General features: G+C 57.4%; 12 protein-coding genes. 4 read left to right on the top strand and 8 right to left on the bottom strand.

Annotation, left to right across the window (positions count from 1 at the left end; translation table 11 throughout):
• Nucleotides 1–4 precede the first annotated feature (4 nt).
• Genes ACR0K4_RS12720 through ACR0K4_RS12700 form a run of 5 tightly spaced genes read right to left on the bottom strand, consistent with a single transcriptional unit; the run spans nucleotide 5 to nucleotide 5285 of the window.
• The gene (locus tag ACR0K4_RS12720; RefSeq protein WP_480854269.1) at nucleotides 5–901 is read right to left on the bottom strand and encodes an SMP-30/gluconolactonase/LRE family protein; all 897 of its coding nucleotides are present in this window, start codon (nucleotides 899–901) and stop codon (nucleotides 5–7) included.
• Entirely contained in the window at nucleotides 898–1875 is a 978-nt protein-coding gene (locus ACR0K4_RS12715; RefSeq protein WP_480854268.1) for an ABC transporter permease, read from the bottom strand. The genes ACR0K4_RS12720 and ACR0K4_RS12715 overlap by 4 nt, the downstream gene beginning before the upstream one ends.
• A complete protein-coding gene (locus ACR0K4_RS12710; RefSeq protein ID WP_480518785.1) occupies nucleotides 1872–2798 on the bottom strand; it encodes an ABC transporter permease in 927 nt (308 codons plus the stop codon). The genes ACR0K4_RS12715 and ACR0K4_RS12710 overlap by 4 nt, the downstream gene beginning before the upstream one ends.
• The gene (locus ACR0K4_RS12705) at nucleotides 2795–4267 is read right to left on the bottom strand and encodes an ATP-binding cassette domain-containing protein (protein ID WP_480854267.1); all 1473 of its coding nucleotides are present in this window, start codon (nucleotides 4265–4267) and stop codon (nucleotides 2795–2797) included. Before ACR0K4_RS12705 ends, ACR0K4_RS12710 begins: the two co-directional genes overlap by 4 nt.
• A gap of 4 nt (nucleotides 4268–4271) precedes the next feature.
• Complete coding sequence (locus ACR0K4_RS12700; protein WP_480854266.1) at nucleotides 4272–5285, bottom strand: substrate-binding domain-containing protein; 1014 nt, start codon at nucleotides 5283–5285, stop codon at nucleotides 4272–4274.
• 220 nt (nucleotides 5286–5505) lie between these two features.
• Between ACR0K4_RS12700 and ACR0K4_RS12695 the strand changes: the two genes are divergently transcribed.
• On the top strand, nucleotides 5506–6696 hold the full coding sequence (locus ACR0K4_RS12695; protein WP_480854264.1) for a GAF domain-containing sensor histidine kinase: 1191 nt from the start codon (nucleotides 5506–5508) through the stop codon (nucleotides 6694–6696).
• Nucleotides 6693–7427 carry a response regulator transcription factor gene (locus ACR0K4_RS12690; protein WP_480854263.1) on the top strand — a complete coding sequence of 245 codons (735 nt, stop codon included), beginning with the start codon at nucleotides 6693–6695 and terminating at the stop codon, nucleotides 7425–7427. The genes ACR0K4_RS12695 and ACR0K4_RS12690 overlap by 4 nt, the downstream gene beginning before the upstream one ends.
• Nucleotides 7428–7500: 73 nt before the next feature.
• Here ACR0K4_RS12690 and ACR0K4_RS12685 read toward each other — a convergent pair whose 3' ends face one another.
• The 3 genes from ACR0K4_RS12685 to ACR0K4_RS12675 all read right to left on the bottom strand — a co-directional run bounded on the left by ACR0K4_RS12685 (nucleotide 7501) and on the right by ACR0K4_RS12675 (nucleotide 12339).
• On the bottom strand, nucleotides 7501–8178 hold the full coding sequence (locus ACR0K4_RS12685) for a hypothetical protein (RefSeq protein WP_480518775.1): 678 nt from the start codon (nucleotides 8176–8178) through the stop codon (nucleotides 7501–7503).
• Nucleotides 8179–8183: 5 nt separating this feature from the next.
• Nucleotides 8184–9584: a selenium-binding protein SBP56-related protein gene (locus tag ACR0K4_RS12680; RefSeq protein WP_480518773.1), complete on the bottom strand. Its 1401-nt coding sequence runs from the start codon at nucleotides 9582–9584 to the stop codon at nucleotides 8184–8186.
• A gap of 448 nt (nucleotides 9585–10032) precedes the next feature.
• On the bottom strand, nucleotides 10033–12339 hold the full coding sequence (locus ACR0K4_RS12675) for a Tex family protein (RefSeq protein ID WP_480854262.1): 2307 nt from the start codon (nucleotides 12337–12339) through the stop codon (nucleotides 10033–10035).
• A gap of 250 nt (nucleotides 12340–12589) precedes the next feature.
• Here ACR0K4_RS12675 and ACR0K4_RS12670 point away from each other — a divergent pair, with 250 nt between their 5' ends.
• Nucleotides 12590–13714, top strand: coding sequence for a tetratricopeptide repeat protein (locus ACR0K4_RS12670; RefSeq protein WP_480854260.1), 1125 nt, complete (start codon nucleotides 12590–12592; stop codon nucleotides 13712–13714).
• A gap of 188 nt (nucleotides 13715–13902) precedes the next feature.
• Complete coding sequence (locus ACR0K4_RS12665) at nucleotides 13903–16116, top strand: NADP-dependent isocitrate dehydrogenase (protein WP_480854259.1); 2214 nt, start codon at nucleotides 13903–13905, stop codon at nucleotides 16114–16116.
• Nucleotides 16117–16477: the final 361 nt, after the last annotated feature.

The raw sequence follows: 16477 nt of genomic DNA, 5'->3' as shown, positions 1-16477 counted from the left end.
CGCTTCAGGCCCCGGCTGAGTTTACGAAGATGGAATAGACGGATGTCGACGCGGTGATGAACAATACATTGCCGCGAGCACCGCCAAATGTCAGGTTCGACACGGTCTCGGGCGTCCGGATTTTGCCCAAAAGTTCTCCGCTCGGTGAAAACACATGAACGCCATCCGCCGCCGAGCACCAGATATTGTCATGTCGATCAACCCTCAATCCGTCGGGCAACCCGTTGTCGATCTCTGCAAACTCTTGCCCGCCCGCCAAAGTTCCATCTGATGAGACGTCATACACGCGCAAGATGGACGGGACCGAGGGGTCATGGCTACTGCCGGACTCAGCAATGTAGAGGCGGGTCTCGTCTTTGGAAAATGCAAGCCCATTGGGTTGGGTAAAATCCTTGGCGACCACCTGTATCGCCAAGTCGTCAGGGTCAACGCGGTAGACAAAGCTACCATCTTGTTCGGGTGCTGCCTTATAACCTTCAAGGTCTGATAGAATTCCATAGGTCGGGTCCGAGAACCAGATTGATCCGTCCGAGCGTACAACAACGTCGTTTGGTGAATTCAACCGCCTGCCATCATGGCTGTCAGCAATAACTGTCCGGCTGCCATCATGTTCAGTGCGCACCAACGACCGGCTGCCATGGTGACAGGTCAGCAATCGCCCATTCGGATCGCGCGTATTGCCATTGGCGTATTCGGAATGTTGCCGGTACACGCTGACACCACCATCCTCGGTCCAGCGATATATTCGCGCGTTCGGAATGTCCGAGAACATGAGAAGCGCATGCGCTGGAAACCACACGGGGCCCTCGGTCCAGATGTGGCCTTTCGAAATCCGTGAAAGCCCGACATTTGTATGGATCAGGTCGCGAAACTCGGGACGAATGATGTCATAAGGTTTCATATGTCATATCCTTTGCGACTGGCCAGTGCGACGACAGCGACGATGATCAGGCCGGTCAGGATCAGGCGGATGCCTGCGCCCAGACCGTAAGAGTTCAGCATCGATACGATCAGGAACATGAACAAGGCCGCGCCCCATATCCCCGGTACGTTCGAATTGCCCCCTCCGATCGACGAGCCTCCGATCACCACAACCGCAATCGACATCAGCATGTATTCCGTACCCATGTTCAGGTTGGCTCCGCCGGAAAAACTGGCCAGTAGAAAACCCGCCAGTGCCGCGCAGACGGCCGAATTCACATAGACGCCAAACCTAACTGCGTTCACGGGAACGCCACTCAGCCGGGCAGCACGCAAGTTCTGGCCAATGGCAGAGATCCAGCGCCCGGCAATCGCTCGCTCCAGCAGAAGCCATGCGCCGACCGCCAGCACGATCCCCACAACCGCGACATTGGGAATGCCCAGTGCACCGCCGGTTGCGAAATCGGCCAAAGGTTCAGGCGGCTTGATCCGAAGCCCTCGGTTCGACCAGATCGCAAGGGACTGATACAGAAATGATGCCGAAAGCGTGGCGATGATCGGAGGAATGCGCAGCAAGAGGATCAGTGCGAAGTTAACCAATCCGCACCCGACACCCACGCCAATCGCCACCATCAAGCCCGGCAGTATCAATGCTGTTTCGCTGTCCATGAATTTCAGCGACAACGTGGCGGCCAGCGTCATGGAAGCGGGAATGGACAAATCCACGTTCCCCGGCCCCAGCGTGATCACCAGCATCTGACCAATCCCGACAATGGCCGAGAATGACGCGAAAGTCAGCGCAGCATAGAACAATGACCCGGCGCCGGACCCGGCGATAAGGCTGGTGGCCCCAAATGTCACCGCAGCCGCCAGAAAAGCCCAGATCCAAGGCTTGCCCAACAAAAGACGCACAGGATTCAGCTGACCTTCGGTCGCAGAGGTGTTCCCGGTCATGTTGTGGCCCCCTTGCGGACAAAGATAAGCCGGACGGCAAGAACAAGGATCAGGATCGCCCCTTGCGCGCCGATCTGCCAATCCGGCGACAAGCGCAGGAACGACAAGAAGCTGGCGGCCAGTGTCAAAGTCAGTGCGCCGACGACTGCCCCAAAGGGCGATATTCGCCCGCCGACAAATTCACCACCACCCAGGATGACGCCAGCGATGGACAGAAGCGTGTAGCGCAGCGCGATATTCGCGTCTGCAGCCGTTGTCAGCCCGACCAGAGACATCCCGGCAAGAACTCCGAACAACCCTGCCAGCCCATAGGCCGAGGCGCGCAGTTTAATGACCGACCAGCCCGCACGCTCCATCGCGCGTTCATTACCGCCAACGCCCTGCAGAATTACACCGACCCATGACCGCTTGATCAACATGTGCACCACGACCGCAATGACCAAAGGCGCAATAACAGCGATAGGTACCAATGGAGTTTTGAGGCTCATCAGTGATTTCAGCCATTCCGGCGACGCGCCACCCGGCGAAGGCAGGATCAATACCGCCAAACCACCCCAGACAAAGGACATACCCAGCGTCACCACAATGGCAGGCAGGCCACGCAGCTGGATCAAAGCCCCCAGCGCCGCATAGGCAAGGATGGAGGCGGCCAGAATGGCATACCCAAGAAATGGCGTGTCATGCACAAAGGTGGCGGTCACACAGGCGCAGAAACTGACAAAGGTCCCAATCGACAGGTCAATGTCGTTAACCATGATAATCATCATCTGGGCAATCGTGGCCAAAGCGACCGGAATAGCCAGGTTAAACAACAGGTTCAGGCCAAAATAGCTCATGGCCCGGGGCTGCAGATAAAATACCGCCCCCAACAACACAGCCAGCGACAGGACAGGTAAAAGCAGGCGCAGTCGATCACTGGTCAAAGCGCGGTCTCCTGCATCTCGAACGAGGCCTTCAGGATGTTTTCCTCGGATATCTCCGTGCCCACAAGTTCGGCAGCAATTTCGCCCGCGCGAAAAACAAACACGCGGTCGCATTCGAGGATTTCATCGGTTTCGGTGGAATACCACAAGAAGCTGCGCCCCTTGGCGGCTTCGTCCTGGATCATCTGATAGACTTCTTTCTTTGTTCCGACATCTACACCCCGCATCGGGTCATCCATGACGACAAGTGGCGCACTGGATGCCAATGCGCGGGCGAACAGAACCTTCTGTTGGTTTCCACCGGACAAGGACAGGATCGGGTTAAGCAGGTTGTCGGTGCGAATTCCAATGCGCTCTTTCCAGCTTTGGACCAGACCGCTTTCCCGATTTCGGTCCACCATCACGCGGGTGCTGAACTCGGGCAGGGTGGACAGAGACAGGTTGCGCAGGATCGACCACAGCGGCATGACGCCGTCGCGGGCACGGTCGCCTGCCACAAAAACCACCTCGGGCTTGGCTGAGGATTTCCAAACCGATGCGTGGTTGAAAAATATCTGAGCCAAAGCCTCGGCCTGACCATGACCGGCCAAACCGGCCAAGCCGACGACTTCGCCTTGTCGTGCATTCAGCCCGTTGCTGGCCTGGACCACTTCCGGCCCTAGCTCGCGTTGCGCTTTTGTTGTGCTATCCGCCTCATCGTCAGGGGCCACATGGCCCATCGCGTCGACGATGCTTGAACGTGTGAAGGCTTCGGCGAGCTGGTCATCCACGATCTGCCCGTCCTTCATAATGATAATACGGGTGGAAACCTCGAAAATCTCTCCCATCATGTGCGAGATGAACAGAACGGCACCACCAGCCGCGCAAAAACGTTTGATGTGATCCAACAGCTGCTGCGCAATTGCGGCATCCAGAGAGGATGTGGGTTCATCCAGAATGACAAGGCGGGGTTCACTGTCACGGTCGGCAAATGCGATAGCGATCTCGACCATCTGGCGCTCCGCAATAGTTAGGTCGCCGACTGTGGCGTGGGGACGGATTCCATGGCCTGGAAAAACCAGATCCAAAGCATCCTGCATCTTTTGTTGCGCCACTCGCCGCCAGTTCTTGCGCGGCATCGACCGAAACGGAATGCGCAGGTTTTCCAGGACTGTCAGGTTCGGACATAGTGACAATTCCTGGAACACACTTCGTATGCCCGAAGATTGCGCATTCTGACTGTTTGTCTGATTTGCGTCGCTCGTGCGGTAGGCAACAGAACCCTGAGTCGGGCTCAGGCGTCCATTGATGACATTGGCGAGGGTCGATTTCCCGGCACCATTATGGCCCACCAATCCCACACATTCGCCCGACCCAATTGCCATAGAGGCCGCGCGCAGCGCATGAACCGGCCCAAACGACATGTGGGCCGCGTTCAGCGTGACAACCGGCGCATCAGATGCGCCGGGTATCGATTGAGTGTCTTTCATCAGATTACTTGGCTGACGCGATCACGTTTTTTGCCTCGTCCAATGTATATTCGACATTGGCGACCGAACCTTTGGGCGTGGTCTTCAGCGAGTCCTCAAGATCGCCCTGAGTGATCGTCAGGAACGGGACGGTCAGATCTTTTGGCACCTCATTGCCGTCCAGCACCTGCTGTGCGACCCAGAAAGCCAGCGTGCTGACGCCCGGCGCAATTGAAAGCGAGGTCGTCTCATACCCGTTTTCCGCCTTTTGTTCGGACCACCACTGCAGTTCGTCCTGACGGTTGCCCATGACAATTGTCGGCATGTCCCGGTCGGTCGCACCAATCGCCTGAGCCGCCCCATAGCCGTCACCGCCCTGGGTCACGACGCCGACGATCTCGGGCAGGCTGGGCAGAATACCGGCAACGGCTTTTTGTGCCACGTCCTGTGCCCAGTCGCCGTGGACCGACCCCACGATTTCAAAGTTGGAGTTCTTGACCTCATCATGGATACCAGCGCTGATCTCGTCGTCCACAAAGACGCCCGCCAGACCGCGGATTTCCAGCAGGTTGCCGCCGTCAGGATAGCGTTCGGCCAGATATTTCACCTGCTCGCGGCCCATCTGCTGAAAGTCTACAGCGATACGCCAGGCGCACGGTTCCTGCACGATACCATCGAACGACACGACGGTGATGCCTGCGTCACATGCCGCCTTGACTGCACCGTTGATGGCGGTGGGCGAGGCTGCGTTGATGACAATTGCATCATAGCCTTGAAGGATCATGTTCTGAATTTGAGCGGCCTGTTCGGTCGCCTGGTTTTCCGAGGTGGTGAACGCGTCAGCTGCGGCAACAGTTCCGTCGGCCACTGCCGCCTCACCAACTTTTTGCCAGCTTTCCAGCATTGCCTGACGCCACGAGTTGCCCGCATAGTTATTCGACAATGCAATGCGTTTGTCGGACGTATCCGCCCCGGCGCCAGTTGCAGCAAGCACAGTGATCCCGGCCGCCGCGCCGAGCATGATAGCCTTGAGTTTCATACTTTCCTCCCTGAGCGGCTGAACTGCCGCACATCTTTTGCCCGCTCTGCAGAGCCGACGCCGCAAGGATTCCGCGCAACACCCAAAAGCGTAAGAGTAGGATGCGCGCAAAGCATGCGGGTTCCCGCAAATCTACTGCGGCGATCCGCATGACAGGGCCGGGCATCAGTCCTATACTCAGTTTCGCCGGTCGTCGCGGACCGGTCAGGAGAAGACACAAATGGCCGATCTTGCCTATTACTTGCGGATTTCCAATCATCTGGCGGGCAATCTGGATATCAAATCCGCGCTACGCTCGGTCAAATCCGAAATCGACCGGATATTGCAGATCGACCATCTTGATGTCTGTCTGATCGACGAAGAGGGGCAGTGGAACACAAGCTACGAAGTGGGCCTTCGCACCAGCTGGAGTCGCACCCGCGCTCCCGTCGAGGTCTCGCCCGTCAGGGATATTCTGTTGGGCCGTTGCGACAGTCTGTTGACCGGGAACGCGTTGGAAGATCCGCGGTATGTCTTTGACGGGGCCGATTGCGAACCCATCATCAAACATCAGATGCGCAGCCGTGTGAATGTTGCGATGAAAGTGCTGGGCCGCACCATCGGCGCGCTGAACTGTTCATCGCAAAAACGCGACTTTTACGATGAACACGCCGTGGAACAGGTCCGCAATATTGCAGACATTCTTGCCCCTTATTTCTATGCGCTTCGGGCCAACGAGCAGGCCAAGCGCGAAGCGATCATGCGGGCCGAGGTGCAGGCACGCGAGGAAGGATTGCGGCTGGGTGCACTCAGCCTGACGGACGCGCTGGAGTTGGAGCGACAGCGCATCGGGATGGATCTGCATGACCAAACTCTTGCCGACATGACCCGGATCGGGCGCGAACTGGAACGCTGCAAGTCCCGCAAGGATATCGAGGCGCTGCGTGAAAGCATGCAAAGCTGTATTCAGGGCTTGCGTGAGATCATTGACACGTCGATCCCCTCACTGTTGGAGTTGTTCGGCTTTCAACATGCGGTCCGGACACATCTTGAACGTGCTGTGGGCACCGATCAGGACATTGACATAGATGTGCGCGACCTGTCGGACGGCATGATCGACGACCTCCCGCAAACCAAGCGCATTGCCATGTTTCGCATTGCGCAGGAGGCGATCAACAACGCGGTCCGGCATGCGCGCGCACAAAACATTCGCGTCGAGATTGAGTGCCGCGATGGGCTGCATCTTCGGATCAGGGATGACGGAGCCAGCGCCGCCGCCATTCAATCGACCAAAGCGTCGGGCGGTCTGACAAATATGCGGACCCGCGCCCGGCTGATCGCTGCGCATTTCGAAATTCACTACGCACAAGGCACCGAGATCAGCGTGCGCCTTCCTGCTTCCGAATGTCCACGCAAAGAGGTGATGGCATGAAGGTTCTTCTGGTCGAAGATGACACGATGCATGCCAGCTACCTAAAAGAGCTGGTCAGCGAGGCGCTGCCCGAAGCGACTGAAATCACCCTCGCCACTAACGGGCGGGACGGAGAAATCAAAGCACGCCAAAGCCGGGTCGAAGCCATCGTGATGGACCTGCGCATGAAAGAACGTAACGGGATCGAAGCTGCCCGCACGATATGGTCGGAACGGCCCGACACCCGTATTCTGTTCTGGTCCAACTACTCGGACGAGGCGTACCTGCGAGGCATTGCCCGGATCGTCCCGAAAGAAGCCGCTTACGGATACGTCCTCAAGACCGCCAGCCCGTCGCGTATGCATCTGGCGCTGCGCGCGGTGTTGCTCGAAGCGCAGATCATGGTCGATCGCGAGATTCACCAGATCCAGCGGGATCAAAGCCGCTCGGGCGAGGCCCTGACAGAGGTCGAGCTTGCCATCCTGACCGATCTGGCCCTCGGGCTGCCCGACAAGGCGATTGCCACACGACGCAAACTGGCCTTGCGCACAATACAAAACCGCTTGTTGTCCATTTACGAAAAGCTGGATGTCAGTGATTTGTCCCTCGATATCGGTGACGTCACGATCAACAAGCGCGTTCGGGCTGTCACCAAGGCGATGACCACGCAAATATTGAACAATGAGTCCATCGCTGCCGCGGAAAAAGACCTGGCCGAGTGGGTACTGCGGGCCACCGTCGACCTGCGCTGATCGTAGTTTCCCGCGAAATGGGACTCTGTCGGCGCGGCGGTTCAAACCTTTCTGAGTATTAATTGGTCGGGCCTCAATGTCCGAAGGCAGCCGAATAGATGCCAAAACCGCCAACAAGGATCAGGCTAATCGCCCAGACAACATCAAGGTTGAACCAGCTTTTCGAGATGAAGGTAAGTCCTAACCAATAGTACACGGCTACCGCAATTATCACTCCGGCGGCGGTCATCGCCAGCGTGTGGACAATAGCGACTGAAAGCGCGGTCAGGACATCATTGCCCATAAGAACCTGCACCGCAGCATGCCCGGTGTCGGCAACGCTCCCGGGTTCCAGCAGGCCGCAGATGCCCAAATATATGGGAACCAGCATCAACCCGGCCCCATGCGCCATCGCTGCCAGAAACGACCACAGCACCAGGCGGGCCGGGTGGATCCGGGATAGTATCTTTGGATGTTTGCGGTTGATCAGAAGATAGACGCCCATCGCAACCACGATCACACCGGCCCCAATTCTGATCTCGGCTTCGCGTTCGACCAGAATGATCATCAGCGAAAAGGGCAGCAAAATCCCGATCATCGCCAGAAAATGACCCAGCGCAAGCATCGCCAGAGCTTTGGCCATGGCGGACGGCCTGCGCTCCATCAATGCAGAAGACACGGCGAGCGGCCACCCCATTCCCGGGTTGATGCCATGATAGAACCCCGAAAAAATGACGGCCCACCACAGGGCCGTCAATGACAGGTCTTCCATGTGCGTCAGACCGAGGGATAGCAGAAGCTGTCCGTTGAACAGTCGCCTCCCTCAAGACGGATCTGGTGGGCACGGGTCCCTTCGGGGAAATCGACGTAAAAATCATGATCCAACGCAAAACCGCCATCGTCCCCGACATTGGCCATGACCATCTGACCGCCTTCATGGTGCGGGTAGAACTGATTGTCCCAAGTGGAATACAGCGAGTTGGTCCAGTAAACACGCTTTCCATCGCGGCTGATTTCCACCATCTGCGGACCGAAGACAAAGCCTTTGCCATTGGGGTGTTTGGTTTCCCGCGCGATGCCGCCAAGCTCCACTTTGCCGGTCAAAACCGGATTGAAGGGGTCCGACACGTCATATTGGTGCATCTCACCAAGGCCCCAACAGGCGACATACAGATATTTGTCATCCAGGCTCAGGTCGATATCGGTGACCAGAGGCGGCACGGCGCTGAAACCTTTCAGCAAATCGGGAAGGTTGTCGGGATCCTCGGGGCGGGGGTCGATGGTGATGGTTTTTTTTGCCTGCCATGTCCCGTCATCACCGCGCCACCAGGTGAAGATCGCGCCTTGCAGGTTGGTGGTATCAACCACTACGCCGCAAAAACCGTAGGATTTGGTCGGGTCATGGGCCGGCCTGATTTCCAGCGCCATCTGATGGTTCTCGCCAAGGTCAATCGTCTGGATATTCTTGCGGGCCCGCAGGTCCCAGAAATGGATCGCGTGACCGTATTTGTTGCTGAGCAAGTCCTCGGGCACCAGGCCGTTCTCGAATTGCGGTGGCAGACCCCATTCCGAACTGACCATATAGTCTTGCGGTAGGTTCCACCAGAAATCGTAGTGCTTGTCCTGCTTGCCCCGATCCATTTCGTACCGACCGATGATCTCGAAACTTTCGCAATCCATGATGAATATCCCCGGAGGACCATCCGTTCCGTCCGGCCCACCCCCACCAAGGGTCGAGACATAGATGCCTTCGGGGCCGCAATGGATGGTATGGGGGCGCGAATAGCCGGTTTTTGCAAACACTTCCTCTGGTTCGATAATCTTGTGTATCTTGGCGTTCAGCGGTTCCTTCACATCGAATATGTAGATGCGGCTTGAACGGATACCCGGTACAATCAGATAACGCCGCTCGAGGAAAGCGTGACCGGACAAAGGTGACAGTGACGAGGAACAGGCGTTCCAGCCAAAGTGATGAAACTCGTCCCCAGTGCTTGGTGTCATCACCGTATGCACGATCTGGCCATATGTATCAGAGCCGTCCCGCAAGTCGATCACGGCAATACCGTCATGCTGGCTGGCATCCTTGCCCAGCATCACGGTAAAAGCAAAATTCTCGACCGGGGCCTGCATGGCCAGTTTTGGCGACGCGTGAAACGTCGGATCTGGTCGTAAGTTCATTGCATTTCTCCCAAGTACCTTCGAGGGTTGGACACGGCCCAAAACACCCGTTCAGGACGTTCGGATCGCACACTCACAGCGCTATTGGGGCCGCCAGGTCCGGCGGCCAACTGCGGATGCGGTTTTGCCTGACTGCGCATCGCCAACTTGACAGCGCGCCGAGCCTCAGGTGCCCGCTGTCTGCATTGGCGCCCACGATCAGATTGTGGATCTACCATCCGGGATTTCCCCGGCCATGCAGCATGGGCTTTGATCAGGTATCGCTTTTGCGACATCCTTGATCACAGGATGAAGAAAAGCGCTTTTGGATCAAGTTCTTTTTCAACCCAAGTCTCAAGGCTAGCAAGCAAACTCACGTGTCGCAAACATGATTGTCATAGCAGATGTTTTAACACGACCGCGCGCCGCGCTGCGTTTCCTTTGGCTTCCGAGGACGTTTGAGCGTAAGTTATTTCTGGCCGAACGCGTTCTTTAGTGCATCACTCATCGCGTTGTTCTGGGATACTTCACGACCTTTTTTGGCCGCAGGTTTGTGACCGTTTTGCTTCTCGGTTGAAACTGCTTGCTTTTTGGATGATTTGTTCTGCCGGGCAGGTTGACCACCATCCTTGCGCATGGACAAACCAATGCGTTTGCGCGCTGTATCAACCTCGACCACACGCACTTTGACGACCTGACCAGTTGTAACCACATCATGAGGGTCTTTGACGAACCGGTCGGCCAGCTGGCTGACATGCACAAGCCCATCCTGATGCACACCGACATCAACAAACGCGCCGAAGGCCGCGACATTTGTCACTGTGCCTTCCAGAACCATACCCGGTTTCAGATCGGAAATGTCCTCGACCCCATCGGCAAAAGTTGCCGTGACAAAGCCGGGGCGCGGGTCCCGGCCCGGTTTCTCCAACTCGGCAAAAATATCGCGAATGGTCGGCAAGCCAAATGTGTCATCGACAAACTGCTCGGCCCGGACACCTTTCAAAGCGCCGTCATGCCCCATGATCTGCCGAATGTCGCGCCCACAGGCAGCCACAACGCGCCGCGCGACACCATAGGCTTCGGGATGAACAGAAGACGCGTCCAACGGTTCAGCCCCGTCGCGAATACGCAGGAACCCGGCGCATTGCTCGAACGCGCGCGGTCCAAGCCGCGAGACCTTCAGCAAATCCTTTCGCGATGAGAACGCGCCGTTCATATCGCGATGCGCCACGATCGCCTCGGCCAACCCGGGGCCAAGGCCCGAGATGTGCGACAACAAAGGGGCCGAGGCCATATTCAGGTCTACCCCAACCGCATTCACCACATCTTCGATCACGGCCTCAAGTGCCTGCGTCAGACGATGTTGATCCACGTCGTGCTGATATTGACCAACGCCAATGCTTTTGGGTTCAATCTTGACCAGTTCGGCCATGGGGTCCTGCAACCGCCGCGCGATTGAAACCGCACCACGCAACGAGACATCGAGATCGGGAAACTCCCGCGCGGCCAGCTCGGAGGCGGAATAGACCGAAGCACCGGCTTCGGACACAACTACCTTGGTTGGCGCTTTGGCCTTATTTGGCAACATCGCCACCGTGTCCCCGACCAGCCGTTCCGTCTCGCGGCTGGCTGTGCCATTGCCGATGGCGATAAGCTCGATGTTGTGCTCGGAAATCAGTTTCAGGATTGTCGCCTGAGCTCCGCGTACATCATTCTTTGGCTGAAACGGATAAAGCGTATCCGTCGCCAGCACCTTGCCCGTCGCATCGACCACGGCTGCTTTGATCCCCGTGCGTATGCCCGGGTCCAAGCCCAGTGTGGGCCGCGCACCGGCGGGGGCTGCAAAAAGCAGGTCCTTAAGGTTGCGTGCAAAGACCTGAATGGCGTCGTCCTGTGCACGGCTGCGCAGCTCCGCCATCAACTCGACCATCATCGTGAGCGACAATTTCACCCGCCAGGTCCAGCCAGCGACCTTGCGCAGCCAGACATCACCCGGCGCATCCGTACGTGTGTTCAGAAAAGCGGCAACAATGGCTTCGGCCCGCGCAGTCCCCTGCTCGAGATCTGGCGCGATATCCAGCGTCACAACCCCTTCTTTCGACGCCCGCAACATCGCCAGCGCGCGGTGTGAGGGCACTTTCGACCACATCTCGGCATGGTCAAAATAATCACTGAATTTCGCGCCGTCCTTTTCCTTGCCATCAATAACCTTCGACGTCAGCATCGCGTTTTGATGCATGAAACTGCGCAATTGCCCCAGCAGTTCAGCGGTTTCTGTCAACTGTTCCGTCACAATGTCCCGGGCCCCGTTCAGGGCATCTTTGACAGTGGGAACAGCATCGCTGAGGAATTGTTCAGCCAAAGTCTCGGGGTCGACCGTGCGATCTGCGCGGATCGCATCAGCTAGAGGCTCCAGCCCGTTTTCCCGGGCAATCATGGCTTTGGTTCGGCGCTTGGGCTTGTAGGGCAGATAGATATCTTCCAACTGCGCCTTGGTCTCGGCTTGCACAAGCCGTCTAGTCAGCTCATCGGTCAGCTTGCCCTGTTCCCGGATCGAATTCACAATAGTCTCGCGCCGCGCCTCCAACTCGCGCAAATAGATCAACCGATCCGCCAGAACCCTAAGCTGGCTGTCATCCAGACCGCCCGTGGCTTCTTTGCGATAGCGCGCAACAAACGGGACCGTCGCGCCGTCGTCCAGCAGTTTGACAGCCGCATCAACCTGTTCCGGGCGCGCGTTGATTTCCGTGGCGATGGTGCGGGCGATACGGTCCAAGGGGGCCTCCGTTACAGGGGTTGGACAGCCGTTCTAGACGCCCTGCAGGTCCGGGGGAAGAGCGCGTTCGAAAAAAATCTCAGAACTGCAAGAACAGACGAGTTTGTCTAACTTTCACCCCAATGCTTCGGCACTGTGCCTCCAGAGGTCAGTGTTTTGCGCCGTTTGGTTTCGAGCGAAGATGGCTAACTGAAAATATGCTCAGATCACCGCTACCTAAAGTTGAGTATTGATTGACTAAGGAGTTTGAATGAAGGTCCGTCTTGCCGCTTTGACCACGATCTGCGCCGCTGCTTTGCTGTGGTATACCGAGCCGTTGAAATCGGACGAATTACTTGGAACGTGCATACGGGGGCATGGGGCCCCGTCCCAATCCATCGCGGCCTGTACCGCACTGATCGAAACGCAAGATTCCCGGCCCGAATACCAGTTTCTGTATTATTCCAAACGAGCTGAGGCGTTTTGCCGAGCTAATACCTATGACAAGGCCCTGTCGGATGCCAACCACGCGCTGTCACTTTCGCCGGACCACCCGCGAATGCTGGTATGGCGAGCCTACGCGCACAATGCGCTTGGGGATCGGCAGGCGTCAGATGCCGATTTCGAACGGGCGTTGCAGATCAACGAAAACGATACCTATGCCCTATACAGCAAGGCCAAGCTGCATCGCGCGCGCGGAGAAATAGACTCAGCAGCGCGCAACTACGAAAGGGTTCTTGAGATTGCGCCTGACCATCAGAGCGCGATGAAGGACCTCATTAATCTGCGTCTTGGCCAGAGTGAATTTAACAACGTAGAAAACCTACTGGATCAGGCTGCATTGACATGGCCCGAGAAAGAGTGGGTCTATACCTATCGCCTTGGTTATGAGCTTAAGTATTCCGGCGACATGGACATCGCGCTATCGACGGCAAAGATGGCAGTTGAGCTTTTCCCAAAGTCGTCGGAAGCCCTTTTGTTTCTTGCCGTTACAAATTTTCGGTTGGGATACGATGCCGACGGGATTGCAAGTGTCGAAAAATACGTGGCGTTGGAAAACCAAAACCAGAGCTTCTTTGAAAGACTAATGCTAACGGTCCCGAGTTTCCTCGTGGTTGGGCAGAACACGGAGTGGATTGCGCGCGCTGTTCTTTACGCCGGCATTGGAAAGACCCAGCTTGCGACAGCTGAGATAAAGTCATTTCTGGACGCGACTGGGGAGAACGGTCTAAAAGTCGTGTTGCACGGGTTCGAACAGGAGGGGTTTCCGATTTCCAAAGACGCGTCTGATGGCGTGCCGGAGGCGATGGATGCCCTGATTGCAGATTACGTCGCCAAGAAACAGGCCGAAGTCGGCCTGAGCCACCTCGTCTTTCCTGATCAACCCAAGCTCTGAGCCACCCCGTGTCAATTTGCGCCCCCAAACCTGATTGATCCCAAACCAATCCTGCTATAAGCGGGCCCTGTCACATCAGAGTCACCCGTGAGGCGTCGTTGCCTCGTAACGGCTCGGTGCCGGTCTTCAGCATTGGCACATACTCTTGGATCGCACGCCCCGAAAGGCTTTAAAAAAGGTAAGGGAATATGGCAGAAAATTCGAACTTCGATATATTGTATACCATTGTAGACGAAGCGCCCGAGCTGGCGAGCGCGTCGTTCCTGCCCATCATCCGCAAGTTCGCATCATCGGCGGGCGTCAGCGTTGGCACCAAGGACATTTCGTTGGCCGGGCGCATCATCGCGACCTTCCCCGAGAACCTGACCGAGGCGCAGCGAATCACCGATGATCTGGCTGCTCTGGGCGAGCTGGTGAAGACGCCGGACGCCAACGTGATCAAGCTGCCGAACATTTCGGCCTCGGTCCCGCAGCTGGTGGCGGCCATCGAAGAACTGCAGTCGCAGGGCTATGACATTCCGAACTACCCAGAAGAACCCTCGACCGATGACGAAAAGGCGATCCGTGCGCGCTATGATGCGATCAAGGGCTCGGCAGTAAATCCGGTTCTGCGCGAAGGCAACAGTGACCGCCGCGCGGCGCGGGCAGTAAAGAACTACGCCCAGAAGAACCCGCATTCGATGGGTACGTGGGCGTCGGACAGCAAGACCAAAGTGTCCTCGATGCCGGGCAATGATTTCTATGCCAACGAAAAGTCAGCCACCATCACCGCCGCGCAGGCCGGGGATGCGAAGATCGAATTCGTGGGCAAAGATGGCAGCGTGACCGTTCTGAAAGACGGCTGGCCGCTGGAAGAAGGCACCGTCGCCGATGCGACCTTCATGTCGGTCAAGGCGTTGTCGGCGTTTCTGGCCGAGGCCATCGAAGACACCAAAGCAGACGGCACCATGTTCTCGCTGCATATGAAAGCGACGATGATGAAGGTCAGCGACCCGATCATCTTTGGCTATGCGGTCAAGGCGTGGCTGGCCCCTGTGTTCGAGAAATTTGGTGCGGAACTGGATGCGCTGGGTGTGAACCCGAACTCGGGTCTGGGCGATCTGCTGGAACGGGTTCAGGGCAATGCCGAAATCATGGCCGCTATTGATGCGCTGAAAGGCGACCGCCCGTCCATGTATATGGTCGACAGTGACAAGGGCATCACCAACCTGCACGTCCCGTCGGACGTGATCATCGACGCCTCGATGCCTGCGGTGATCCGCGCGGGTGGCAAGGGCTGGGATGAAACCGGTGCCAAGGGTGACACGAACTGCGTGATCCCCGACCGCTGCTATGCGCCCGTTTATGATGAATCCATCAAGTTCTTCAAAGCCAATGGCGCGCTGAACCCGGCCACCGCTGGGGCCGTGGCCAATGTCGGCCTGATGGCACAGAAGGCCGAGGAATATGGCTCGCACCCGACCACTTTCCAGGCCCAGGCCGATGGCACCATCCGCATCGTTCTGGCCAATGGCGAGACGTTGCATTCCCATGAGGTCGAGCAGGGCGATATCTGGCGCTCCTGCACCGTCAAGAAGGCCCCCATCGAGAACTGGATTCAGCTGGCCATGGACCGTCAGCGCCTGACGGGCTCCGAGGCGATCTTCTGGCTGGACGCAAACCGCGCCCATGACGCCGAGCTGATCAAATACGTCAAACCGGCGCTTGAGGCGGCTGGCGTGGCAGACAAGTTCCTGATCATGGCCCCGCGCGAGGCGACCCGCCAGTCGCTTGAGACCATCACGGCGGGCAAGGATTCGATTGCGATCACCGGCAACGTGCTGCGGGACTATCTGACCGACCTGTTCCCGATCCTGGAACTGGGCACCTCGGCCAAGATGCTGTCGATCGTCAAACTGATGAATGGCGGCGGTTTATTTGAGACGGGCGCGGGCGGATCAGCCCCGAAACACGTGCAGCAGCTGGTCGAGGAAAACCACCTGCGCTGGGACTCGATGGGTGAGTTCTGTGCGCTGGGTGAATCCCTGAACTTCCTGGCCGACAGCAAGGGCAACGCCAAGGCGGGTGTTCTGGGCGCAGCCGCTGAGGCCGCGACACAGGGCATTCTGGACAACAATAAATCGCCCAGCCGGAAGGTCGGTCAGCCGGATAACCGCGACAGCCACTACTGGTTTGCGCGCTACTGGGCCGAAGCCCTGGCCGCGCAATCCGACGATGCCGATTTGGCGGCAGAGTTCGGCCCATTGGCAAAAGAACTGGTCGAGCAAGAGGGCCAGATCCTGAATGAACTGGCAGCAGCCCAAGGTGCCCCGGCCGACCTGGGCGGCTACTACCACACCGATCCGGCAAAGGCTGCCGCCATCATGCGCCCCAGCTCCACGCTGAATGCCATTATCGGTTAAGTGTCAAATTCAGGGGTTGTGCGGCCCCTGTGATTGCAAAAAACCGGCCTGAAAGGGCCGGTTTTCCTTTTCCCAAATTAGAAAAGGGCCGACCCCCATAGCCAGCCCCTTTCTGAGTGAGTGATGGGGCTTTCGCCTCACCGGTGTAGTTGAGATTGATAGTATTGATTGGGGCCCGGCTGGGTATTGGGGGTTTCCCGTAGTGCGCATCTTTTTTCGCGCAAAGAGCAGACCTGAAAGACGTTTAGCCCATACAACACTAACGGCTATCCACATTTGACTGCAAACAATCAGCGCGAAGAAATCGATTCGTTTCCAAATAAAAAATGGGCCGATCCTAAGACCGGCCCAAGTAAAAGCG

Source organism: Ruegeria sp. K11 (genome assembly GCF_056531905.1).
Note: the sequence above shows the minus strand (reverse complement) of the source record. Positions and strands in the feature narration are given on the sequence as shown.

Bases quoted from the DNA above. Each gene is read 5' to 3' on its own strand.
- ACR0K4_RS12700 (WP_480854266.1), bottom strand. From the start codon at position 5,285: ATGAAACTCAAGGCTATCATGCTCGGCGCGGCGGCCGGGATCACTGTG.
- ACR0K4_RS12715 (WP_480854268.1), bottom strand. From the start codon at position 1,875: ATGACCGGGAACACCTCTGCGACCGAAGGTCAGCTGAATCCTGTGCGT.
- ACR0K4_RS12690 (WP_480854263.1), top strand. From the start codon at position 6,693: ATGAAGGTTCTTCTGGTCGAAGATGACACGATGCATGCCAGCTACCTA.
- ACR0K4_RS12695 (WP_480854264.1), top strand. From the start codon at position 5,506: ATGGCCGATCTTGCCTATTACTTGCGGATTTCCAATCATCTGGCGGGC.
- ACR0K4_RS12705 (WP_480854267.1), bottom strand. From the start codon at position 4,267: ATGAAAGACACTCAATCGATACCCGGCGCATCTGATGCGCCGGTTGTC.
- ACR0K4_RS12685 (WP_480518775.1), bottom strand. From the start codon at position 8,178: ATGGAAGACCTGTCATTGACGGCCCTGTGGTGGGCCGTCATTTTTTCG.
- ACR0K4_RS12665 (WP_480854259.1), top strand. From the start codon at position 13,903: ATGGCAGAAAATTCGAACTTCGATATATTGTATACCATTGTAGACGAA.
- ACR0K4_RS12720 (WP_480854269.1), bottom strand. From the start codon at position 901: ATGAAACCTTATGACATCATTCGTCCCGAGTTTCGCGACCTGATCCAT.
- ACR0K4_RS12680 (WP_480518773.1), bottom strand. From the start codon at position 9,584: ATGAACTTACGACCAGATCCGACGTTTCACGCGTCGCCAAAACTGGCC.
- ACR0K4_RS12670 (WP_480854260.1), top strand. From the start codon at position 12,590: ATGAAGGTCCGTCTTGCCGCTTTGACCACGATCTGCGCCGCTGCTTTG.